At 67.9% G+C, this 23,287-nt stretch carries 19 protein-coding genes; 12 read left to right on the forward strand and 7 right to left on the reverse strand.

The features are described from left to right. Positions 1 to 57: 57 nt before the first annotated feature. A complete protein-coding gene (locus CFB89_RS23570) occupies positions 58 to 747 on the forward strand; it encodes a hypothetical protein (RefSeq protein ID WP_089469966.1) in 690 nt (229 codons plus the stop codon). A gap of 29 nt (positions 748 to 776) precedes the next feature. Here the strand turns inward: CFB89_RS23570 and CFB89_RS23575 are convergent, their stop codons facing one another. Both CFB89_RS23575 and CFB89_RS23580 read right to left on the reverse strand, forming a co-directional pair. Continuing rightward, complete coding sequence (locus CFB89_RS23575) at positions 777 to 1,298, reverse strand: GNAT family N-acetyltransferase (RefSeq protein WP_089469967.1); 522 nt, start codon at positions 1,296 to 1,298, stop codon at positions 777 to 779. Positions 1,299 to 1,319: 21 nt separating this feature from the next. Then, positions 1,320 to 2,567 (reverse strand): multidrug effflux MFS transporter, encoded by a 1,248-nt coding sequence (locus tag CFB89_RS23580; protein ID WP_089469968.1) that lies wholly within the window; start codon positions 2,565 to 2,567, stop codon positions 1,320 to 1,322. Between the two features lie 293 nt (positions 2,568 to 2,860). On the opposite strand from CFB89_RS23580, the gene CFB89_RS23585 reads away from it, so the two are divergent. Further along, positions 2,861 to 3,403: a hypothetical protein gene (locus CFB89_RS23585; RefSeq protein ID WP_089469969.1), complete on the forward strand. Its 543-nt coding sequence runs from the start codon at positions 2,861 to 2,863 to the stop codon at positions 3,401 to 3,403. Between the two features lie 75 nt (positions 3,404 to 3,478). On the opposite strand, the gene CFB89_RS23590 is transcribed toward CFB89_RS23585, so the two are convergent. Next, positions 3,479 to 4,375, reverse strand: a complete 897-nt coding sequence (locus CFB89_RS23590; protein WP_089469970.1) for a glutamate/aspartate ABC transporter substrate-binding protein — start codon at positions 4,373 to 4,375, stop codon at positions 3,479 to 3,481. A 412-nt stretch (positions 4,376 to 4,787) separates the two neighbouring features. Between CFB89_RS23590 and CFB89_RS23595 the strand changes: the two genes are divergently transcribed. Both CFB89_RS23595 and mgtA read left to right on the forward strand, forming a co-directional pair. Next, positions 4,788 to 6,443 (forward strand): S8 family peptidase, encoded by a 1,656-nt coding sequence (locus tag CFB89_RS23595; RefSeq protein WP_089469971.1) that lies wholly within the window; start codon positions 4,788 to 4,790, stop codon positions 6,441 to 6,443. A 712-nt stretch (positions 6,444 to 7,155) separates the two neighbouring features. After that, positions 7,156 to 9,921 (forward strand): magnesium-translocating P-type ATPase, encoded by a 2,766-nt coding sequence (gene mgtA, locus CFB89_RS23615; protein WP_089469974.1) that lies wholly within the window; start codon positions 7,156 to 7,158, stop codon positions 9,919 to 9,921. A gap of 97 nt (positions 9,922 to 10,018) precedes the next feature. On the opposite strand, the gene CFB89_RS23620 is transcribed toward mgtA, so the two are convergent. Together CFB89_RS23620 and CFB89_RS23625 are read right to left on the reverse strand one after the other, a co-directional pair. Next, positions 10,019 to 10,303 (reverse strand): transcriptional regulator, encoded by a 285-nt coding sequence (locus tag CFB89_RS23620; RefSeq protein WP_089470587.1) that lies wholly within the window; start codon positions 10,301 to 10,303, stop codon positions 10,019 to 10,021. Positions 10,304 to 10,374: 71 nt separating this feature from the next. Next, the gene (locus tag CFB89_RS23625; RefSeq protein WP_089469975.1) at positions 10,375 to 11,250 is read right to left on the reverse strand and encodes a LysR family transcriptional regulator; all 876 of its coding nucleotides are present in this window, start codon (positions 11,248 to 11,250) and stop codon (positions 10,375 to 10,377) included. 51 nt (positions 11,251 to 11,301) lie between these two features. On the opposite strand from CFB89_RS23625, the gene CFB89_RS23630 reads away from it, so the two are divergent. The 6 genes from CFB89_RS23630 to CFB89_RS23655 all read left to right on the forward strand — a co-directional run bounded on the left by CFB89_RS23630 (position 11,302) and on the right by CFB89_RS23655 (position 15,756). Continuing rightward, positions 11,302 to 11,580: a hypothetical protein gene (locus tag CFB89_RS23630; protein ID WP_089469976.1), complete on the forward strand. Its 279-nt coding sequence runs from the start codon at positions 11,302 to 11,304 to the stop codon at positions 11,578 to 11,580. A 199-nt stretch (positions 11,581 to 11,779) separates the two neighbouring features. Next, positions 11,780 to 12,862 carry a serine hydrolase gene (locus tag CFB89_RS23635; RefSeq protein ID WP_089469977.1) on the forward strand — a complete coding sequence of 361 codons (1,083 nt, stop codon included), beginning with the start codon at positions 11,780 to 11,782 and terminating at the stop codon, positions 12,860 to 12,862. A gap of 44 nt (positions 12,863 to 12,906) precedes the next feature. Continuing rightward, positions 12,907 to 13,140: a hypothetical protein gene (locus CFB89_RS23640; RefSeq protein ID WP_089469978.1), complete on the forward strand. Its 234-nt coding sequence runs from the start codon at positions 12,907 to 12,909 to the stop codon at positions 13,138 to 13,140. A gap of 86 nt (positions 13,141 to 13,226) precedes the next feature. Further along, positions 13,227 to 13,670, forward strand: coding sequence for a MarR family winged helix-turn-helix transcriptional regulator (locus CFB89_RS23645; RefSeq protein ID WP_089469979.1), 444 nt, complete (start codon positions 13,227 to 13,229; stop codon positions 13,668 to 13,670). Positions 13,671 to 13,738: 68 nt separating this feature from the next. Continuing rightward, positions 13,739 to 14,302 (forward strand): isochorismatase family protein, encoded by a 564-nt coding sequence (locus CFB89_RS23650; protein WP_089469980.1) that lies wholly within the window; start codon positions 13,739 to 13,741, stop codon positions 14,300 to 14,302. Further along, entirely contained in the window at positions 14,299 to 15,756 is a 1,458-nt protein-coding gene (locus CFB89_RS23655; protein WP_089469981.1) for a DHA2 family efflux MFS transporter permease subunit, read from the forward strand. The genes CFB89_RS23650 and CFB89_RS23655 overlap by 4 nt, the downstream gene beginning before the upstream one ends. A 147-nt stretch (positions 15,757 to 15,903) precedes the next feature. On the opposite strand, the gene CFB89_RS23660 is transcribed toward CFB89_RS23655, so the two are convergent. Then, positions 15,904 to 17,622: a SulP family inorganic anion transporter gene (locus tag CFB89_RS23660; RefSeq protein WP_089469982.1), complete on the reverse strand. Its 1,719-nt coding sequence runs from the start codon at positions 17,620 to 17,622 to the stop codon at positions 15,904 to 15,906. Between the two features lie 463 nt (positions 17,623 to 18,085). Here CFB89_RS23660 and CFB89_RS23665 point away from each other — a divergent pair, with 463 nt between their 5' ends. After that, on the forward strand, positions 18,086 to 19,327 hold the full coding sequence (locus CFB89_RS23665; protein ID WP_089469983.1) for a mechanosensitive ion channel family protein: 1,242 nt from the start codon (positions 18,086 to 18,088) through the stop codon (positions 19,325 to 19,327). 58 nt (positions 19,328 to 19,385) lie between these two features. Here CFB89_RS23665 and CFB89_RS23670 read toward each other — a convergent pair whose 3' ends face one another. Further along, positions 19,386 to 20,807: a PLP-dependent aminotransferase family protein gene (locus CFB89_RS23670; protein WP_089469984.1), complete on the reverse strand. Its 1,422-nt coding sequence runs from the start codon at positions 20,805 to 20,807 to the stop codon at positions 19,386 to 19,388. Between the two features lie 152 nt (positions 20,808 to 20,959). Here CFB89_RS23670 and CFB89_RS23680 point away from each other — a divergent pair, with 152 nt between their 5' ends. Further along, entirely contained in the window at positions 20,960 to 23,284 is a 2,325-nt protein-coding gene (locus CFB89_RS23680; protein ID WP_089469985.1) for an FdhF/YdeP family oxidoreductase, read from the forward strand. The last annotated feature ends 3 nt before the right edge of the window (positions 23,285 to 23,287 follow it).

Raw genomic sequence — 23,287 nt, forward strand, 5'->3', positions numbered from 1 at the left:
AGCGCCGCATTCCCCCACGCGCACCGGTTGCCTCATTCTCTCGGATTGCCCGCGACCATGAACATTCGCCTTACGCGCTTCACCCGCCCCGCGCTGGGCGCGTTGTGCGCTGCAACGCTCGCCGCCCTCCAGGCCTGCAACGGCGATGCCTGCTTCGGCGTCGACGCGTGCTTCAACGACAACACGCAAACCGTCTCGCTGTCGGGCACGGCCGCGACGGGCGACGCGCTCGCGAGCGCGCAAGTCACGGTCAATTGCGCGGCCGGCTCGGCAACGACGCTGACGGACGGAGGCGGCAACTACCATGTGACGCTCGACGCGGCGCTGCCATGCGTGATCACCGTGGCGTCGGGCGGCGCGAGCCTGCATTCGCTCGCCTACGCGGGCGGCACCTTCAACACGACGCCCGAGACCGAGCTGATGCTCGTCTATCTCGCGGCGCAACTCGGAACGAACACGGCCGGGCTGATCGGTAATTTCCAGGGCACCCTGCGCTACCAGCGGGCGATGAACAGCCTGGACACCGTGCAGGCCGCGCAATCGGCCGTGGTGACGAACCTGCAACAGCGCTATGCGGTCACGCTCGCCGCGCCGGCGTTCCTGACCACGTCGTTCGTGGTCGGGCAGCCGGGCGTCGACAGCGATCTCGTCGCGCTGGCCAAGGCCGGAGCGATCGCCCCGAACGGACTGCCGGATCCGGCGGCCGTGTCGCTGTTGCAGCAGGCCGGGGCCGCCCATCCGCTGTAAGCGCCGCGAGGCGGGACGAGAATCGACCGTCAGGCGTCGGCTTCGTGCGCGTCGTCGGCCAGCAACGCCCAACGCTCGTGGTCGCGCCATTCGCCGCCGATGCGCAGATAGCGCGGCGAAAATCCCTCTTGCCTGAAACCGAGCCGCCGAACCAGCGCGATCGACGCATGGTTGCCGGGCTGGATATTCGCTTCGAGCCGGTGCAGCCCGAGTTCGCCGAACGCGACGTCGATCGCCGCGCGCAGCGCATTCGTCATCAGCCCCTTGCGGCTGAAATCCGCCATTCCGTAGTACGCAAGATAAGCGCTCTGGAACACGCCGCCGACGATCTCGTTGAGGTTCACCACGCCGACCACCGCGCCTGACGCCCGCTCGCGCGCGACAAACCCGACGTTCGGCCCCGTCAGGCAGCGGGCGAACCATTGATCGAACCCGGCCTGGTCGATGAACGAATCGACCCACGGCAGATGATGGCTCCGGCTCGCGCGGTTCGCGGCGATCAGATCGGCGGCGTCGGACCGGGCAACGCGATTCAGCAGGATCCGGTTCATGAGTCGATCGCGAGCCGGCGCTTACGCCGCCTCCCCGCTTCCGCACACCACCGTCGCCGCCTGCTGCTGCGACAGATACCGCAGCAGCTTCGTCACCATCCACACGACGATGAACGACAACGCGACGAAGAACACCGCGAGCGGCGTCAGCACGTGAATCGACACGAACCCGGCCAGGCCCATCATCGCGGACGACACGAGCAGCAGCGCACAGCCGAGAATCGCGCTCGTCAGGCCGGCGATATGCGGAAACAGCGAATTGCCCTTGGCCATCAGCGTCGGATACATCGCACCCGCGCAGAAGCCCATCACGAGCACCGGCGTCGCAAGCGTCCACACACGCAGGCCGACGGTCAGCGCCAGCACCAGCATCGCGATCGACGCGCCCGCCATCACGCGCGCGCCGATACGCAGCCGTTGCTCGGCGCTCGGCAGCCCGCGGCCGTGAATCCGGTTCGACAGGCCGCCGAGGAAATACATGAGGCCGATGCCGAGTGCGAGATAACCGAAGAAGGTCGGCGGCTTGTGCAGCGTGGTCTGCACCATGAACGGGCCGACGATGTTGAACACCAGCAGGATGCTGTAGCAGAGCCCCTGGGCGAGGAAACAGCTCTGGAACACCGGGCTCGCCAGCACCTTGCCCGCGTTCGTCATCAGCGTGCGCGGCTCGAGATGCACGGGCTTCGGCAAGGTTTCGCGGTAGCGCCACAGCAGCGCCCACATCGCCAGCGAGTAGACCAGCAGGAACACGAGGCACGCGCGCCAGCCGAACCATTCCTGCAGGTGCGCGCCGATCACCGGCGCGATGATCGGCGCCAGCCCCCACGCGATCGACATGTACGTGAACGCGTGCATCAACGCCTGGCCGGAGAACGAATCGGTGATGATCGCCTTCGCCAGCAGGTTGGTGGTCGCGATCCCGAAGCCCTGCAGGCAGCGCGCGAGCACGAACGTTTCCAGGTTCGGCGCGCCGAGCGACAGCAGGCAGCCGATCGTGTAGATCACGAGCCCGAACGCGAGCACGCGCTTGCGTCCGTAGGCGTCGGCGATCGGACCGAAGATCAGCTGGCCGAGCGCGTAGGCCGCCATGTAGCCGGACACGCTCGACTGGATCGCCTGCGGCGTGGTCGCGAACGAGCGAGCCATGTCGGGCAGCGCGGGCACGTAGATATCGATCGCGAGCTGGCCGGCGGATGCGAACAGGCAGATCAGGAACAGCAGGAAGCGCGGCGAATTGGACTCGCGCGCGGGCGTGGGCGTGGCGTTCATGAAGACTGGGAAGGAGGTCGGGCAGCAGGCCGCACCGGCAATGTTCGAATGCCGAACATGCGTGCGATCGTGGCGAATTCCGTATTGTGCCCGTTGTTGCACCGGGCGACAGGATTCCCCTGGCACGGGCGAGGTTGAATGCCGATGGCGGCACGTCCTGAAATCTGCTGATCGGGCCGGCCGGCGGCAATTTTAATGTTGATTTAAGCCGACGGTCGCATTGTCCCGGATGGCTCACTTCGTGAGCCGTACGTCATTGTTGATTCGATCAGTCGTTTGATGGAGATACGAAGATGCGATTCCGTTCGTATATGGCGGCGGGTGCGCTGGCGCTGGTGCCCGTGTTCGCGCTGGCCGGGCAGGCCGGCGCGGCGGCGGCCGCCCACCCGATGTTCGTCAACGTCGACGGGCAAGCCGTGCCCGTGAAAGCCGAAACGCGCGTCGTCCAGACGGCCGTCGGCCCGATGAAGGTCAGCACGTGGAGCTGGAGTAGCCCGCAAGGCGGCGCGAGCTTCGAGATGCAGACGTCGTCGTCGGGCGGCGTGCCGCCCGCGGCGGCGTTGCGGCAAATACAGGCCGCGCAGTACCGGATGCAGGCGGCGCAGGCGCAAATGGTCGCGATGCAGCAGCAGATGATGGCGCTGCAGCACATCGCGCTCGCCAACGCGTTCGCAATGCCGATGCCGCAGCCCGTCGGGTTCGCGATACCGGCGTGGGCCGCGCCCCAACCGGTGCTCGTCATCGTCCCGGCCCAGCCGCCGATGCCGTCGGTGGCCCCCGCAAGACCGGCCGCACCGGCCGCACCCGCCGCACGCGGCCCGGAAATCAAGGCCTGACGCGCTTCGCGCCGCTCGGCGCCCTGCGCTCGAACCGCCGGCACGCGCCGGCGGTTTTTCATTGCGACGGCCGAATCAGTACTGCGCCTGATCCGTCGGATTCTTGAACAACTGCTTCATCTCAGCCGACAGCGGATAGTTGAGGCTCACGCCCTTCGGCGGAATCGGCTGCATGAACCACCGGTCGTACAGCTTCTCGGCCGCGCCCGACGTTTGCATCTTCGCGATCACGCCGTCGACCACACGCTTGAACGCCGGATCGTCCCTGCGCATCATGCACGCGTAGTTCTCGTGAACGAGCGGCGTGCCCGCGACCGTATACGCAGCGGGGTTGCGGTCCTTCGCGATCTCGCCGTACAGCAGCGGCTCGTCCATCACGAACGCGACCGCGCGCCCGGTCGTGACGTTCATGAACGCTTCGGCATGATCCTTCGCGCTGATGATCGTCATGTTCATCGCCTTCTCTTCGTTGAGCTTGCGCAACAGGCGCTCGTCCGACGTGCCGGCCGTCGTCGCGACCGTCTTGCCGGCCAGGTCCGCGAAGTCCTTCACGCCCGAATCCTTGCGCGTGCTGAAGCGGATGCCATACAAAAAGATACTGTTCGAGAACGCGGCCTGCTTTTGCCGTTCGAGCGTATTCGTCGTCGAGCCGCATTCGAAGTCGATCGTCCCGTTCTGCAGCAGCGGAATCCGGTTCTGCGACGTGATCGGGATCTCCTTCACCGCGAGGTTCGGCAGGTTCAGATCCGTCTTCAACTGGTCGATGATGCGCGACGCGATGTCCCGCGAATAGCCGATGTTCTTCTGCTGGTTGTCCGAATACGAGAACGGCACCGACGACTCGCGAATGCCCAGCGACACGACGCCCGTGTCCTTGATCTTCTTCAGCGTACCGGTAAGGGCCTGCGCGTGGGCGGCGCCCGCCAGCGCGCAGGTGAGCGCAACGGCCAGCCAACGAAAGCGGCGATCCATGCTTTTCTCCTGACGAAACGTTGATCGAATCGCGATCGTACGCCCGAAAAAATTCGCGCCGCATCGGGGAAACCGTCAAGCCTTCCGTCGCGCGCCTTCATCGGGAGAAATCGTTTCCGCGTCGCGCAAAAGCGCCTGCGCCGCATGTTTCGCCGGATCGACCGCCCGCATTCTTGCACTCCATGAACATATCACCCGTTCCAAACGCGCGTTCATGCTGCAAGACAGCATCGCAATCGTTTGCGTCCCACCCCTTTTTCACACACAACATATTCAAGAAGCCGCCTCATTAGCCGTTACCCAATGCATGGCGCGTCGCAGCAGCCTGCGGGCGCCGACAAAAACAAGGTCCGGTTTGCGCCGGACCATGCACCACCGGCACGACGGTTATCTACGAGGATCGACTTTCGACATGAAAGCCAAACGCTTCAATTTCGCGCTGGCCCGTTCGGCCCATGCGCGCATGCTCGCTGGCATGCTGTCCGCCGCCGCCCTCCTGCCCCTCGCCGGTTGCGGCGGAGGCGGCGGCGACGGCAGCAACCCGTCTTCGTCCAACGCTTCACCCGCGCCGACGCCCGCACCGGCACCCACTCCCGCGCCCGCCCCCACCACCCCGCCCACATCGTCCGGCGGCAATGCGTGCACGTCGCAGCAGGCCGCCGTGCAGATGGCCGCGCAGACCGCACCGGCCGAGCCGCCGGTCGATCACCTCATCGTCAAGCTGAAAACGCTGACGGCCACGCGCGCGATGGCGACCATCGACAACGGCTCGCGACTCGATGCGGTGATCCAGCGCGCGATGACGCGCTGGACGGCGCCCGTGACCGGCAACGCGCGCGCGTACGCGAGCACGGTCGCGCAAACACCGGTGAACGTGCAGGTCGAGCGCACGATCTCGAATGGCGCGGCCGTGCTGTCGCTCGGCCAGCGCATGGACGCCACCGATGCCGCCGCGCTCGCGCAGGCGTTCGCGGCGGACAGCGATGTCGACTACGCGGAACCGGATCACCCGATGCAGATCCGCGACACGCCGAGTGACCCGCTCTACAACCAGCAGTGGAACCTGTCCGACCCGGCCGCCGGCATCGACATGCCGCCGGCGTGGAACGTGACCAAGGGCTCGCCGACCGTCGTCACCGCCGTGCTGGATACCGGCTACCGGCCGCACGGCGACCTCGTCGGCAACCTGCTGTCCGGCTACAGCTTCATCAGCAACGTCAACACCAGCAACAACGGCTTGACGCGCGGCCCGGACGCCACCGATCCGGGCGACTGGGTCACGCAGCAGGAACTCGACAATGTCAACGGCCCGTACTATCACTGCGCAAGCCAGCCCAGCAACAGCAGCTGGCACGGTACGCGCGTGATGGGCGTGATCGGCGCGACCGCCAACAACGGCACGGGCGTCGCCGGCGTATCGTGGCTCGGCCAGATCCTGCCCGTGCGCGTACTCGGCAAGTGCGGCGGCGTGACGAGCGACATCGCGGACGGCATGCGCTGGGCAGCCGGCATTCCCGTCAACGGCGTACCGACGAACCCCCGCCCGGCGAAGATCATCAATCTGAGCCTCGGCGGCGTCGGCGCATGCAGCACGACGTTCCAGCAGGCGATCGACGACGTGACCGCGAAGGGCGTGACCGTGGTCGTCGCGGCCGGCAACGACGGCCTGTCGACCGGGCTCGACCAGCCCGCGAACTGCCGCGGCGTGATCACCGTCGGTGCGACCGACGCGACGGGCCGACGCGCGTCGTTCAGCAACTTCGGCGCCGACGTCGCGCTGAGCGCGCCGGGCGTCAACATCCTGTCGACGTCGAACACCGGCACGACGACGCCGGGCTCGGACACCTACGGCCCCGCGAACGGCACCAGCCTCGCGGCGCCGCAGGTGACGGGGGTCGCCGCGCTGATGCTGTCGGTGAACGGCAACCTCACGCCCGCGCAGATCCTGCAGAAGCTGCAAGGCGGCACGCGCGCGGCGAAGCTCGCGGCCGGCACGTCGTGCACCGCGCTGCCGGCGGGCTCGGGCATCCTCGACGCAGGGGCCGCCGTCGCGACCGCGAACCAGTAACCGCACCTCGTTCGACGCGGCCGCGCGCATGCCGACAAGGTGTGCGCGCGGCTGTTTCATTGCGGGTTGTCGGGGGCGCTTGCGAACGGGCACCGGCCCGATCAAGCATCTCGAAATAACGCCCGACAAAAGGGTTGACGCTTCGCACAGCGAGCCATTACCATCGCCCCCGTCTAGTTACATGGAGTGTTCTGTGAACACCGATGCGAGTTGTAGTTGGTATCCGGCCAACTTGACTGCTGCCTGAGGAAAACGCGCAGAGCCTCGTCTTCTGCCGCATCCCGGGAAGCAGGATGCGGCGCCCTTCCGGCCTGACCACGGGCCAGATCTCCCGCCGAATTTTCGATGTTGTCGAATGCACGCGACGCACCGTCGCGCGTGTGCGTTCGCGTTGCGCGCGGCGCCGGCCGCGTGCGCTCTCCGTTCGCGTGCCGTCCGGCCGCGCGCCTCGTTGCGCGCCGTTGCCGATCGCCCGTGCCGACTATCCTCAACCGACAGGAGTGCAGATGAACTCGGACGACAGTAGTCGATTACCGCTCGCCGGTGCGACGCTGCGCATCGACACGCCGTCCGCATCCTGCGCGCCGGCGAGCGTTCCCGCCTTTACCGATCCACAGCCGATCGCGCCTGACGCGACGCGGCGGGGAGCGCTCGCGCGTCGATACCGTCGCGGCCGCTCCCCGCCCGCCGCCTCATGCGCTAGGAGCGACTCATGACGACACGACACAACACCTCTCACAAGAAACAACGCGGCTTCATCAAGGCCGGCGCCGGCCAGCAGGCCGACCCGCGCATCATGCGCGTCGCGCAGGAAGCGGCCCGCCCGCTCGAAGACACGCTGAAGTCGCTGCGCACCAGCACGCGCGGCCTCACCTACGACCAGGCCGCCGACCGCCTGCAGCATGACGGCCCGAACGAAATCGCGCACGACAAGCCGCCGCACTGGACCCGCCAGTTGCTGCTCTCGTTCCACAACCCGTTCGTCTACGTGCTGCTGGTGCTGGCCGCCATCAGCTTCTGCACCGACGTCTATTTCGCGGCGCCCGACGATCGCGATTACGTCGGCATGACGATCCTGCTGACGATGGTCACGATCAGCGCGCTGCTGCGCTTCGTGCAGGAATTCCGTTCGCTGCGCGCGGCCGAGAAGCTCAAGGCGATGGTGCGCACGACGGCGACCGTGCAGCGCGCGGTGACCGATTCGTTGGAACCGACGCGCCGCGAGGTACCGATGCGCGAAGTGGTGACCGGCGACATCGTGCATCTTTCCGCGGGCGACATGATCCCCGCCGACGTGCGGCTGCTCGCGTCGCGCGACCTGTTCATCAGCCAGGCCGTGCTGACCGGCGAGGCGCTGCCCGTCGAGAAGTACGACACGCTCGGCGCGGTGGCCGGCAAATCCGCGAGCACGCGCGCGGCCGGCGCGGCCAACGACGCACCGGCGTCGCTGCTCGATCTCGAGAACGTCTGCTTCATGGGCACCAACGTCGTCAGCGGCACGGCGACGGCCGTCGTCGTCGCGACCGGCGAAGACACGTACTTCGGCTCGCTCGCGCGCAACGTCGTGAGCCACAAGCGCATCGAGACGAGCTTCGACCGCGGCGTCGCGAGCGTGAGCTGGCTGCTGATCAAGTTCATGTTCGTGATGGTGCCGATCGTGTTCATGATCAACGGGCTGACCAAGGGCGACTGGCTGAGCGCCCTCACGTTCGCGCTCGCGGTGGCCGTGGGCCTCACGCCCGAGATGCTGCCGATGATCGTCACCGCGAATCTCGCGCGCGGCGCGGTCGCGATGGCGCGCCGCAAGGTCGTCGTCAAGCGGCTGAACTCGGTGCAGAACTTCGGCGCGATGGACGTGCTGTGCACCGACAAGACGGGCACGCTCACGCAGGACAGGATCATCCTCGAACACCATCTCGACCTGTCCGGCCGCAAGAACGAGGACATCCTGCGGCTCGGCTGGCTGAACAGCTTTCACCAGAGCGGCCAGAAGAACCTGATCGACATCGCGGTCGTCGCGCGCGCCGACGAGATCGGCGAACGCGTGAAGCCGCAGGGCTACAAGAAGATCGACGAACTGCCGTTCGACTTCGTGCGGCGCCGCCTGTCGGTCGTCGTCGAGGATACGCGCGGCACGCACCTGCTGATCTGCAAGGGCGCGGTCGAGGAAATGCTGGCGGTGTCCACGCACGTGCAGGATGAGGACGGCATGCGCCCGCTCGACTTCGTGGCCCGCAAGCGGCTGCTCGAACAGGCCACCGCGTACAACGAGGACGGCTTCCGCGTGCTCGTGCTCGCGACCCGAACGATTCCGCGCGGCGACGAACGCGCGCAATACCGCACCGCCGACGAGCGCGACCTCGTCGTGCGCGGCTTCCTGACCTTCCTCGATCCGCCGAAGGAATCGGCCGCACCGGCGCTCGCCGCGCTGCGCGAGAACGGCGTCGCGGTGAAGGTGCTGACGGGCGACAATCCGACCGTCACGATGAAGGTATGCCGCCAGGTCGGCCTCGAACCCGGTAAGCCGATGCTCGGCACGGAGATCGAAGCGCTCGACGATGCAACCCTCGCGCGGGTGGTCGAACGCACGACCGTGTTCGCGAAGCTCACGCCGCTGCAGAAGGCGCGCATCGTCAAGGCGCTGCAGGCGAACGGCCACACGGTGGGCTTCCTCGGCGACGGCATCAACGACGCACCCGCGCTGCGCGACGCCGATGTCGGCATCTCGGTCGACAGCGGCGCCGACATCGCGAAGGAAACCGCCGACATCATCCTGCTCGAGAAGAGCCTGATGGCGCTCGAGGAAGGCGTGATCAAGGGTCGCGAGACGTTCGGCAACATCCTGAAATACCTGAACATGACGGCCAGCTCGAACTTCGGCAACGTGTTCTCGGTGCTCGTCGCCAGCGCATTCCTGCCGTGGGAGCCGATGCTCGCGACGCAGTTGCTCGTGCTGAACCTGATCTACGACACGTCGCAGATGCTGCTGCCGTGGGACAAGATGGACCGCGAGTTCCTGAAGAAGCCGCGCAAGTGGGAAGCCGGCAACATCGGCCGCTTCATGCTGTGGGTCGGGCCGACGTCGTCGGTATTCGACATCACGACGTACATCCTGATGTGGACCGTGTTCGGGGCGGGCGCGCTCTATCACCTGAACGGCGGCGCGAGCGGCCAGATCGTGATGAATTCGGGCTGGTTCATCGAGAGCCTCGTGTCGCAGACGCTCGTCGTGCACCTGCTGCGCACGCAGAAGATCCCGTTCCTGCAGAGCACGGCGTCGCTGCCGGTGCTGCTGTCGACCTTCACGGCGATCGCGATCGGCTGCTGGCTGCCGTTCTCGCCGTTCGCGGAATCGATCGGCTTCATGCACCTGCCGGGCACCTACTGGCTGTGGCTCGCCGCGACGATGGTCGGCTACATCGTGCTCGCGCAGATCGTCAAGACGATCTACGTGCGCCGGTACAAGCAGTGGTTCTGATGGTGCGCCGATGACGACGTGCCGGCCCGTGCGCCACCCGCGCGGGCCAAACGTCGTTCGGTAATGTACGGGCCGCATCCGCGGCCCGTTTTTTCATTCATTGCGCGTCGTTCGCGCCGAACAGTTGCGCGCACACCGCGCGCCCTTCGTCGGTCAGGGCGGCGCTGCCGGTACCGTCCTCGTTCAGCGTCGCCGCGCTCAGGCCCGCTGCGTCCAACTGCGTCAGCACGCGTCGCAGCGTGCTCATCGGCAGTTGCGTGCGCTTCGCGATCTTCGGCAGCGACCACGCCTTGCCGGCCGGATCGCTCGCGGCTTCGTTCAGCGTCGCGAGCGTGGCGACGAGCGCGGGATCGAGCGGGGATTCGTCGGAGTCTGAAGTCATCGGTTCGGGTTCGTCGGCCGGCGTCGGGCCGGCATGCATGAAGACAACCATCGCGGACACTATACGCCGCGTCACGCGCCCTTGAGCGCGGCGCGCATGAACGACACGAAACGCGTGGTGACCGGATCGTCGCGTTCGGACCGCCATCCGAGCCCCACGCGCCACTTCGCGTCCCGGCCGTCGAGCGGCAGCACCGTCGCGTCGCGCAGCAGGTACCGCGCGCTCGACGGAATGAACGCGACGCCGACGCCGGCCGCGACCGACGTCAGCACCGACTGCACGTCCTCCGCCTGCTGCATCACGTGCGGTACGAAGCGGCGCTCGACGCACCACCGGTCGATCTGCGCGGCCAGCCCCGGGCCGCGCGCACGCTGCAGCGCGATGAAGCCGATCTCGTTGAGCACGTCGAGGTTGGCCGGCACGCGCTTGAAGCCCAGATGCGGCGGCACCGCGAGCGCGAGCGCTTCGTCGGTCACCTTGAACGACGACAAGCCTTCGTCGGCAGGCAGACGCAGGAAACCGGCGTCGAGCTTGCCGGCGTGCAGCCGGCGCGTCTGTTCGGACGACGACAGGTCGCTCAGCGTCACCGCGATACCCGGATTGCGGCGACGGAATTCGGCGATCAGTTTCGGCACGAGCGTGAGCACGGACAGGCAGATGCCGAGCCGCAAATGCCCGCGCTGGCCGCTGGTCGCTTCCCGCGCACGGGCCAGGATTTCGTCGGCATCGCGCACGAGCGCCTGCGCGTCGGATAGGAAGCGTTCGCCGAACGGCGTCAGTTCCGCGCCATGCCGGCCGCGCTCGAACAGCTTGCCGCCGAGGCTCGCCTCGAGCGCGCCGATCTGCTTGCTGAGCGCAGGCTGGCTCATGTGCAGCGCATCGGCCGCACGGCTGAAATGGCACAGCTCGGTCACCGTCAGGAACGTGCGAAGCAGTTTCAGTTCCATTCTTTAAAGGAATCTGAGTGATCGAAAGATTCATTTTACCGATCGAATGCGATGGCGTTCAATACGGACATGCCCTTCCCGGAACTCACTTCCATGTCCCTCGATCCAGCGGCCGACTACGTGGCCGAGCCATCATCCGACGTCGCGACTGCAAGCGAATGCGCGGCTGCCGTCGATGCGCGCGCACCGAAGCGTCGCGCCGAACGCACGGACGGGCGCAGCCGCCGCTTCCGCTTCGGCGATGCGCTGGAAGACGCGCCGCCGCGCGCGGTGACGGGTTCGATCGCGATCAGTTTCGCGGTCGTGTCGCGGCGGAACTGGCCACGCTGAACCGCGTACCTGCCCGCCTTGCATGCCACCGCGCACCGCTTGCCCGGCAGCGCGAAAACGACCGGAATCTTCCCGCATGAAGCGTCATTGCGCGTCATCCCATCGTCATCGCCGCGCGATCGACCGTATAATTTCCCGCACCCGCTGACCGCCCATGCATTCCGCGCAGCCGCATCGCGCGTGAAAAGGAGACTTTCGCTTGACCGGCCTCATCGCGCACCTGCCTCGCGCCCGGACCATCCTGATCCTCGCCCTGTCGTTCCTGCTGCTCGCATTCGCCGCGCATGCGTCCGCGCAACGCGTGCAGCCGCATCGCACCGCCCATGCGCAGCCGCATGCCCATACGAAGGCCGTCAAGAAGACAGCCCATCGCAAGAAAAAGGCCATCAAGCACCGCCGCTCGCGCGTGACGCATCAAGCGGCCAAACGCCACGCGGCACCCGCACCGCAGCAGCGGCGCGCGAAACGCACGACCGCCGTGCGACCGCGCCCGTCCGCGAAACCGAAATTGCTCGCAAGTTGCGGCTATACGCCGCGCGCGGTCGCGTCGCTGCATTCACGCGCGGCCTACGTGCTCGACGTCGATTCCGGCACCCCGCTGCTCGCGCGCAACGCACGCACCGTACGGCCGATCGCATCGATCTCGAAACTGATGACGGCCGTCGTCGCGCGCGACGCCGATCGTCCGCTGAACGGCGTGCTGCGCGTGACCGCGCGCGACCGCGACACGATCAAGTTCACCGGTTCGCGCCTGCAGGTCGGCTCGGAACTGTCGCGCCGCGACATGTTCCATATCGCGCTGATGTCGTCGGAGAACCGCGCGGCCGCCGCGCTGAGCCGCGACTATCCGGGCGGGCGCGCCGCGTTCGTGAAGGCGATGAACCGCGAAGCGCGCCGGCTCGGCATGCGGCATACGCACTTCCGCGAGCCGACCGGCCTGTCGCCGCACAACGTGTCGACGGCGGAAGACCTCGCGCGGCTCGTCGGCGCGGCCGCGCAGGATCCGCTGATCCGCTATTTCTCGACCGATCTGTCGACCACCGTGCGCCCCGGCGACGGGGAGCTCGTGTACGTGAACTCCGACCCGCTCGTGCGCTACCGCCGCCTGCCGATCCGGCTGCAGAAAACCGGCTTCATCAACGAATCGGGGCACGGCGTCGTGATGCGCCTGCGCGTGAAAGGCCGCCGCGAGACGGTCGTGCTGCTCGGCGCACCGACGCGTGCCGGCGTATCCAGCGACGCAATCAACATCCATCGCTGGCTGTCCTGTTCGATCCGGTAAGCGCACACGGGCAGCCGGCACGTTCACGCCACGGGAGCGACACGATGCAGCACGAATACCGCTTCAACGCCTTCGGCCGGCTGCTCGCCGTCGTGCGCGCGGACGGCCGCTGGGCCGTGTTCGATCTCGGCGCCGAAGGCAAACGGCGCCCGGCCAATCTGCAGATTCCATCCGCGCTCGCCGCGGACGAACTCGGCCAGTACCTCGGCGATCTGCTGCACGAAAACGCGACCCCGCGCTACAGCGAAGTCGTACCGGTCGCGCATCGACGCGCGTAATCGCGCGCCGGACGGCGCCGTCAGGCCGGCGATCAATTCAACAGTCAAACTTGCAAGTTTGGCTGCCGTGTTCTAAGATTCGCCGCATGAACCCGCCACGCAAACCCGGCGTTTCCGCCGAAACCGTCGCCGCCGACCTGACCCTCGCGGTCGGCCAGCTCATCCGTCGGCTGCGCTCCGAGATCGATTCCGGTGGGCTCGGCATGTCCCAGACGAGCGCGCTCGCGCGGCTCGATCGGCACGGGCCGATGACGACCGCCGATCTCGCTCGCGCCGAAGCGATGAAGCCGCAGTCGATGAAGGCGATCCTCGCGAGCCTCGAGGAAGACGCGCTCGTCGAGCGCGAACCGCATCCGACCGACGGCCGCCAGATCCTGTTCAAGCTCACCGCCGCCGGCGTCGACGCGCGGCGCAAGCGCAACGCCGCGAAACACAAGTGGCTCGGCACGGCGATCGGACAACTCGATCCGGACGACATCGACACGCTTGCCGCGGCCATCCCGCTGATCCGCCGCATCGGCGAGCAATAAACCCGGCCGGTTCGCCGCGCGGCATGCGCGCGGCCGGCTTTCTTCGCCCTTTCCCCCGGAGCCCCATCATGAGCGCAACCCGTCTCGACACGAACACGGCGCTGGTCGTCATCGACCTGCAGAAAGGCATCGTCGCCCTCCCCACCGCGCATCCGGTCGCACCGGTGATCGCCCACGCCCGCGAACTGCTCGACGCATTCCGCGGCCGCGGCCTGCCGGTCGTGCTGGTCAACGTCGCGGGCGGCGCGCCGGGCCGCACGCAGCAGCAGGTGCGCCTGGACGCCCTGCCGGCCGACTGGACCGAACTCGTGCCCGAACTGAACCGCCAGCCAGGCGACCACGTCGTGACGAAGCGGACCTGGGGCGCGTTCACCGGCACCGGTCTCGACGCGCATCTGAAGGCAGCCGGCGTCACGCAGATCGTGCTGGCCGGCGTCGCGACGAGCATCGGCGTCGAATCGACCGCGCGACAGGCGCACGAACTCGGCTACAACGTGACGCTCGCCGTCGACGCGATGACCGACCTCAACGCGGACGCGCACGCCAACAGCGTCGAGCGGCTGTTCCCCCGCCTCGGCGAAACGGGCACGACGCAGGACATCGTCGCGCTGCTCGACCGGCGCGGCGCGTGAGCGACGAACGCAGACAGCCGACGCCGGGCCATGCGATCGGCCGGCTCGACCCGTCAATCTGGAAAGTCAGCGCGGTCGCGACGCTCGGCTCGCTGCTGTCGCAGCTCGATGCGACGATCGTCAACGTGTCGCTGTCGAGCCTCGCGACCGACCTGCATGCGAGCCTGTCGACGATCCAGTGGGTGACGAGCGGCTACCTGCTCGCGCTGACGCTGGTGCTGCCGCTGAGCGGCTGGCTCGTCGACCGCATCGGCGCGAAGGCGCTATACCTGTGGTGCTTCTCGGCGTTCACGCTCACGTCGGCGCTGTGCGGGCTCGCGTGGTCGGCGCCGTCGCTGATCGCGTTCCGCGTGCTGCAAGGCGTCAGCGGCGGCTTGCTCGCGCCGATGGCGCAGATGATGATCGCGCGCGTCGCCGGCCAGCAGATGGCACGCGTGATCGGCTACGCGGCGGTGCCGGTGCTGCTCGCGCCGATCCTCGGCCCGGTCGTGGCCGGCGCGATCCTGCAGCACACGTCGTGGCGCTGGCTGTTTCTGGTGAACCTGCCCGTCGGCGCGCTCGCGCTCGCACTGGCCGTGCGGTTCCTGCCCGGCGACCGGGACGATGCGCCGCGGCGCGAACTCGACTGGATCGGCCTCGCGTTGCTGTCGCCCGGCCTCGTGCTGTTCCTGTACGGCATCGAGCGGATCGGCTCGATGCCCGGCATCGCGGCGGTCGCGGGCGCGGCGCTGCTGCTCGTCGCGTTCCTGCGCGTCGAGCGCCGCCAGGGCGAGCGTGCGCTGATCGATCTCGCGCTGTTTCGCTCGCGCGTGTTCGGCGCGGCAGCCGGCACGCAATTCCTGTCGAACGGCGCGCTGTATGCGGGCCAGATGCTGATTCCCGTGTTCCTGATCCAGGCGTGCGGGCGCTCGCCGGGCGAAATGGGCTGGCTGCTCGCGCCGCTCGGGCTCGGCATGCTCGTCACCTATCCGTCGATGGGCGCGCTGACGAGCCGGTTCGGCGTACGCCGGCTGGCCGCCGCCGGCGCCCTGCTCGCACTCGCCGCCACGCTGCCGCTCGTGTTGCTCGCGCTGACCGGCTACGATCCGGTCGTGCTCGTACCGGCGCTGTTTCTGCGCGGCATGGGTCAGAGTGCGATCGGCGCGCCGTCGATCGCCGCCGCGTATGCGTCGGTCGAGCGCCGCGACCTGCCGATGGCGACCACGTCGCTCAATATCGTGCAGCGGCTCGGCGGTCCGACGTTCACGACGCTATGCACGCTGTTCCTCGCGTGGCGGCTGCACGCCGAATCGACGGCGGCGGGCGGCACGCAAGCCGTCGCGTATGCGTGGGCGTTCGGCCTGCTGTGCACGCTGCATGCGGCGAGCTTCGTGACGACGCTGCGGCTGCCGTTGCGCTCGGCCGGTGCAGGCGGCGACCGACGGGCCGGCAACGCGCCGGCCGGTTCGCGCTGAACGGGCGCCGCGCCGCACCACGTGCGCGGTTTCCCGCTACGGCAACCACATCGGCACGATCGACGCCGCAATGCGGCCGGCAACGCACGTTCCCCAGTCTGGAAAAACGCATTCGTTGGGCTGGCCCGTTGTTCGCGGGAACGATCCCTACACCGTGTCCGGCTCCTGCCGCGCGGGCGTCGTGCCCGCCGCCTCCAGCGCCTGATGCAGCGTGGCGAAGATGCATGACGCGCCGACCGCCTCGGTGATCCCGTGACGATCCATGTCCGCGCGCAGGTAGCGGTTCACGCGCCCGAACAGCACGCCGATTCCGCGCGCGTGCAGCGCCCTGACGAGATCGACCAAGGTCCGCGCGGCCGAATAGTCGACGTCGGTGATCGCGCCCGCGTCGACGACGAACCAGCGCGTCGGCACCGGCGCCGCGTCGACGAGCTCGGTCACCTCCGCAGCGAACAGGTGATCGTTCGCGAAGAACAGATCGGAGCCGAACCGGTAGACGATCAGCCCGGGCGCCGTCATCACGCCGCGCCGGGTGGGCACCGGCTGCCACCGTCCGTTGCCGGCGACGGGTTCGAGCACCATCGTATGCGGCCGGTAGCTGTGCCGCACGTGCCGCATCAACGACAGCGCGACGGCCAGCAGGATGCCGTGCTCGACCCCGATCGTCACGACCGCCGCGGCCGTGATCATCGCGAGCGTGAATTCGCCTGGGCTTTCCCGGCGGATCGCCGCGAGGCTGCGCACGTTGATCAGCCCGAGCGCGATCGTGAACACGATGCCGGCCAGCACCGCATGCGGCAGATACTGCAGATACGGGCTGAAGAACAGCAGCACGACGGCGACGACCGCGGCGAACGCGAGATGGCCGATCTGGCTGCGCACGCCCGCGCCGTCGGCCATCGCCGTCTGCGTCGGGCTGCCGTTGACGATGAACGCGCCGCCGAGCGCCGCCGCCGCGTTCGCGGCCGCGAGGCCGAGGATGTCGGCATTGGTGTCGACGTCCTCGCCGTACTGCTGCGCGAACACGCGTGCGGCGGCCGCGCTCTGCGCGATGATCATCACGAAGCACGACGCGGCGACCGGCACGAGATCGAGGAACTGCTGCCACGTGACCGATGGCCAGCGCAGCGGCGGCAACCCGCCCGCCACGGGCCCGAGCACCGCGATGCCGTGCGCGGCGAAACCGAACGCCGCGCTCGCGGCGATGCTGCCCGCGACCGCGATCATCGGCATCGGCACGCGCGGCAGGAACCGCTTGCACGCGAGAATCGCGACGACGACGAGCGCCGCGAGCGCGAGCGTCGGCCGGTGCGCATGAAGCAGGTGCGTGGCGACGTAGTCGAGTTGCGCGAGGCTGCGCGACGCCGGGTACGGCACGGGCAAGCCGAGCATGTCGCCGAGCATCGCGATCGACACCTGCACGCCGACGCCGGCGAGAAAGCCGACCAGCACCGTGCGCGACAGGAAATCGGCGAGAAAACCGAGCTTGAAGATGCGCGCGAGCAGCAGCATCGCGGCGGTCAGCAACGCGACCATGCCGGCGAGCGCCGCATAGTCGGCGCTGCCGGCCGGCGCCATCGACGATAGCCGGCTCGCGAAAATCGTCGCGGTCGCCGAATCGGCGGCGACCACGAGATGGCGCGACGCGCCGAAGCATGCGAACGCAACGAGCGGCAGGCATACCGTGTAGAGCCCCGTGACGGCCGGCATGCCGGCGATGCGCGCGTAGCCGAGCACCTGCGGGATGTCCATCGACGCGAGCGACATGCCCGCGAAGATGTCTCGGATGGCGCCCGCGCGGCGGATCGGGAGGATGCCTTTCAGCAGCCATACGCGTGACGGACGGCTTTCGTTGGAATCTTGCATGCGTGAAATGCGTGAGGTCGAGTGACGGGGGCCACGAACGGGTGCGCGACGATGGTGCGTGTCGCTCACCGTCGCCGGAGGGGCCGGACAGGCCGCACGCCAACGCGAGCGGCACACCGACGACGCCGGCGACGTCCGCATGATTGCATGGATCGCGGATCGTGCGTAGCGAAGCGCAAAGCCCTGCCGTCATGGCTTCCGGCCGAATGCATGCTGGCGGGTGACGCGTCCGGCAATCGGCTCGCACGCCGGCTTGCGGTGATGTCGATTCGAGGCTCGCCTTCACCCCGATGCAGAGGATACCTGCACAATGGTGAGCCGATTCGGGAGCCGCTCGCCCCGCCTTCACGGCACGCATCCGGAATCCGATGGCACAATCACGGTCCCTTTCATGTGCCCTTCATCGGGCGCGCGCCGCATCGCGGCGCCGATTCAACGCACGAGAAGGCCCCTGTCCGCCCCTATGACCCTGAACGAATCCTGGTTTGCGCCGCTCGTCGGCATCCTCGTCCTGCTCGCCGCCGCCGGCGCGATTACCGCCGTCGTCCACTTCCTGCTGTTTCGCGTGGTCGCGCGGCTCGCGCGACTGTCCGCCACGCGCGTCGACGACGCGCTGTTCGAATTCGGCGCCTTCAAATGGCTGAACCGCATCGTCCCGTTCGTCGTGATCAAGCTCGGGCTCGGCGCGGTGTCCGGCATTCCCGGCCTGGTCGCGCAGGTGGTCGACAAGGTGCTGTTCGCGCTGATCGTGTTCCTCGTGACGATGACCATCAGCGCGACGCTGTCCGCGCTCGAACACGCGCACCGCACCGCTCAACGCGATCAGCCGCGCCTGTCGCTGAAAGGCGCGATGCAGCTCGTCAAGCTCGTGATGTTCATCACGGCCGCGCTCGTCGTGATCGGCGATGCGACCGGCAAGCAGATCGGCCTGCTGCTGTCCGGCATCGGCGCGATGTCGGCGGTGCTGATGCTGATCTTCAAGGACACGCTGCTCGGCCTCGTCGCCGGCGTGCAACTGTCGTCGAACGACATGCTGCGGATCGGCGACTGGATCACGATGCCGTCGGCCGGCGCGGACGGCACGGTCATCGACATCACGCTGAACACCGTCAAGGTCGCGAACTTCGATCACACGATCATCACGGTGCCGACCTGGAAGCTGATCACCGAGAGCTATCAGAACTGGCGCGGCATGACCGAGGCGGGCGGGCGCCGCATCAAGCGCGCGCTGTTCATCGATGCGACGAGCGTGCGCTTTCTCACGAACGACGAGATCGAACGGCTCGAACGCCTGACGCTGCTGAAGGACTATCTCGAGGACAAGGTCGACGCGATCGAGCAATGGAACGGCACGCTCGGCGCGGCCGGCGACTGCCCGGCGAACCGCCGCCAGCTGACGAATCTCGGCACGTTCCGCGCGTACGTCGCGAACTACCTGAAGGGCCATCCGCGCATCCGCCGCGACATGACGAACATGGCGCGACAACTACCGCTCACGGCCGAAGGCATTCCGCTCGAACTGTACTGCTTCACCGATACGACGACGTGGGTCGACTACGAGACCATCCAGGCCGACCTGTTCGACCACCTGATCGCGGTGCTGCCGGAGTTCGGGCTGCGCGTGTACCAGCATCCGTCGGGCTTCGACATGCGCCGGATGGTCGACGCCGCGCAGCCCGGGCTGCAGGCGCCGCGCGCGGCGTGATACCGGCCACGGCGGCAGGCCGCCGCCCGCCGCCTGCCCTGCCGGCGGGCGGCAACGCTCACCGCGCCGCGCACTCCGACGCGAGCCGCCCCAGCACCTTCAGCGCATCCTCGATCTGCCGCGACCACGGGTAGCTGTAGTTGAGCCGGACGAAATGCCGGTAATCGGTGCCGGCCGAGAACATGTGCCCAGGCCCGACCGTGATCCGCCGCGCGAGCGCCAGCGTATACAGCTTCATCGCATCGACCCGCGGCGGCAGCTCGACCCATAGCACATACCCGCCCCGCGGCTGCGACAACCGCGTGCCTTCCGGGAAGAAGCGCCGCACCATCGCGCTCATCAGGTTCGCCTGCTGCGCGTACTGCTTACGCATGCGCCGCAGATGAAAATCGTAGCCGTCGTGTTTCAGGTACTCGGCGATCGCGAGTTGCTCGATCGCGGGCGTCGCGAGCGTGTTCAGGAATTTCAGCTTCTCGACCTGGTCGCGGTAACGGCCCGGCATCGCCCAGCCGATCCGGTAGCGCGGCGACAGGCTCTTCGTGAACGACGCGCAATGCAGCACCAGCCCGTCGCGATCGAACGACTTCAGCGCGCTCGGCGCCGTGTCGCCGAAGTGCAGCTCGTGATAGACGTCGCTCTCGATCGCCGGCACGCCGTGCTTCGCGAGCAGCTCGACCAGCGCGCGCTTGCGCGCATCGGGCATCTGGAAGCCGAGTGGATTCTGGAAATTCGGCATCACCATGCACGCGGCGATGCGCTCGCGCGCGAGAATCCGTTCGAGCGCGTCGAGATCGATGCCGTCGCCCGGGTGCGTCGCGACTTCCAGTGCACGCATGCCCATCCGCTCGATCGCGTGCAGCATCGCGTAGAACGTCGGAGACTCCACCGCGATCGTGTCGCCCGGCTTCGCGACGGCCTGCAGGCACAGGTTGATCGCCTCGGTCGCGCCGATCGTCATCACGATCTCGCCCGGCTCGACCGCGACCCCGCGCTCCGCATAGCGCCGCGCTATCTGGCGGATCAGCTCCTGGTTGCCGGGCGGCAGGTCGTCGATCACGCCCCAGCGCGTGCGGCGCCGCCCGATCGCCTGCGCATAGCGCGCGAGACGCTGCACCGGAAACTGCGACGCGTCGGGATACGGCGAGCCGAGCGGCACCGCGTCGTCGCGCGCGATCGAGCGCAGCGTCGACAGCACGAGCCGGCTCACGTCCACGGCCGACGGCTCGGCAGCCGGCGCGGAGACATGCAGCTCGGCCTCGGCCGGCGCCGCAGCGCGCGCCCGCACGAAGTAGCCCGACTGCGGCCGGCTTTCGATCAGGCCGCGGCTTTCCAGCACGAGGTACGCGCGCAGCACGGTCGTGACGCTGAGCTGCTGCTGCCGGCTCGCCTGCCGCACCGACGGAATCCGCTCGCCGGGCCGGTACACGCCCCGCTCGATCTGCGCCTGGAGATCGTCGGCCAGTTGTTCGTAACGCTTCACGCGCCTCCCTTTCAACTTCCCTTCAGCAACACAGTTGCCATCCGCACGGGATGAATGGCCGAAACTGTACTCTTTTTTGAAGTGAACAGGTGTACACACAGCCGTACGGGCGCCGCGCGTACTCTGCACGCATCGACCCCGACACCTGCATCATGAAAACGAAATCCGCCACCGCGCGCATCGAACCGTACACCCACCCGGCCGCCGGCTGGGGCGCGCTGAAAGCCGTCACGATCAACCTGATCAAGGAAAAGGTCGCCGGCGGCAACTACCGCACGCTGCTGCGCCAGAACCAGCCGGACGGCTTCGACTGCCCAGGCTGTGCATGGCCCGACCGCCAGCACGCGTCGACGTTCGAATTCTGCGAGAACGGCGTGAAGGCCGTGGCCGCGGAAGCGACGAGCAAGCGCGTGACGCCCGAATTCTTCGCCGCGCACACGGTGACCGAACTGCTCGAACAGTCGGATTTCGAGCTCGAACAGCACGGCCGGCTCACCGACCCGATGGTGTACGACGCGCAGGCCGACCGCTACGTGCCGATCGCATGGGACGATGCGTTCGCGCTGATCGCGCGCCATCTGCGCGCGCTGCCCGACCCGAACCAGGCCGCGTTCTACACGTCCGGCCGCGCGAGCAACGAGGCGGCGTTCCTCTATCAATTGTTCGTGCGCCTGTACGGCACGAACAACTTCCCCGATTGCTCGAACATGTGCCACGAGGCGACGAGCCGCGGGCTGCCGGCGTCGGTCGGCGTCGGCAAGGGCACCGTCACGCTCGACGATTTCGAGCATGCGGACATGCTGCTGATCTTCGGCCAGAACCCGGCGACCAATCACCCGCGGATGATGGGCGAGCTGCGCGAGTGCGCGAAGCGCGGCGCGACGATCGTGTCGATCAACCCGCTGAAGGAGCGCGGGCTCGAGCGCTTCGCCGATCCGCAAAGCCCGCTCGAGATGCTGACGATGTCGGGCACGAAGATCGCATCGACGTTCATCCAGCCGACCATCGGCGGCGATTTCGCGCTGATCAAGGGGATGGCCAAGCGCGTGCTCGAACTCGACGACGCCGCGCGCGCCGCCGGTGCGCCGCGTGTGCTCGACACCGCGTTCATCGACGCACACACGGCCGGCTTCGACGCGTTCGCCGACGATCTGCGCGCCGAAAACTGGTCCGCGCTGACGGCCGAAAGCGGCGTGCCGTACGAGCAGATCGACGCGCTTGCGCAGCGCTATGCGCGCAGCGAACGCGTGATCGCGACGTGGGGCATGGGCATCACGCAGCACAAGCATTCGGTCGCCACGGTGCAGATGCTGACCAACCTGATGCTGATGCGCGGCAACATCGGCCGCCCCGGCGCCGGCCTGTGCCCGGTGCGCGGCCACTCGAACGTGCAGGGCAACCGCACGGTCGGCATCGAGGAAAAGCCGTCGCAGGCGTTCCTCGACCGGCTCGGCCACGTGTTCGATTTCGAACCGCCGCGCCATCACGGCTACGACGTCGTCGAGACGATCGAAGGCATGCTCGACGGCCGCGTGAAGGTGCTGATCGGTCTCGGCGGCAACTTCGCGATGGCGACGCCGGACACGCCGCGCACGTGGGAAGGCATGCGCCGCTGCGCGCTCTCCGTGCACATCACGACGAAGCTGAACCGCAGCCATCTGATCCACGGCCGCGACGCGCTGATCCTGCCGACGCTCGGCCGCACCGAGATCGACCTGCAGGACAACGTCGCGCAAGGCGTGACGGTCGAGGATTCGATGAGCATGGTCCACGTGTCGTACGGGATGAACAAGCCGGCGTCGCCGAACCTGATGTCGGAGCCCGCGATCGTCGCGCACATGGCGCACGCGCTGTTCGGCAGCGGCAAGATCGACTGGCTCGCGTACAAGGACGACTACGCGAAGATCCGCGACGCGATCGAGGCGACGCTCGACGGCTTCCATGACTACAACACGCGCATCGCGCGGCCCGGCGGCTTCCACCTGCGCGTGGCGTCGCGCGACCGCGAATGGCTGACGCCGACGGGCAAGGCGAACTTCATCGCGCATGGGCTGCCGACCGACACGCCGATCCAGCGCGCCCGCGTGCTGCACGGCGAACGGCTGATGACGCTGATGACGACGCGCTCGCACGACCAGTACAACACCACCGTGTACGGGCTCGACGACCGCTACCGCGGCGTGTTCGGCCAGCGCCGCGTGGTGTTCGTCAACCGCGACGATCTCGCGATGCTCGGCCTCGCGGCCGGCGACTGGGTCGACATGGAAACCGTGTGGCACGACGGCATCGAGCGGCGCGCGAACGGCTTCCTGCTCGTCGAATACGACATCCCGCGCGGCTGCATCGGCGCGTACTACCCGGAAACCAACCCGCTCGTGCCGCTCGACAGCGTGGGCGACGTGTGCAACACGCCGACGTCGAAATCGGTGCCCGTGCTGCTGCATCGCGCGGCCGCGCCGGCCTCGATCGCCGCCTGACGG

Origin of the sequence: Burkholderia sp. AU16741, from assembly GCF_002223345.1 — a bacterium.
Taxonomy (GTDB): domain Bacteria; phylum Pseudomonadota; class Gammaproteobacteria; order Burkholderiales; family Burkholderiaceae; genus Burkholderia; species Burkholderia sola.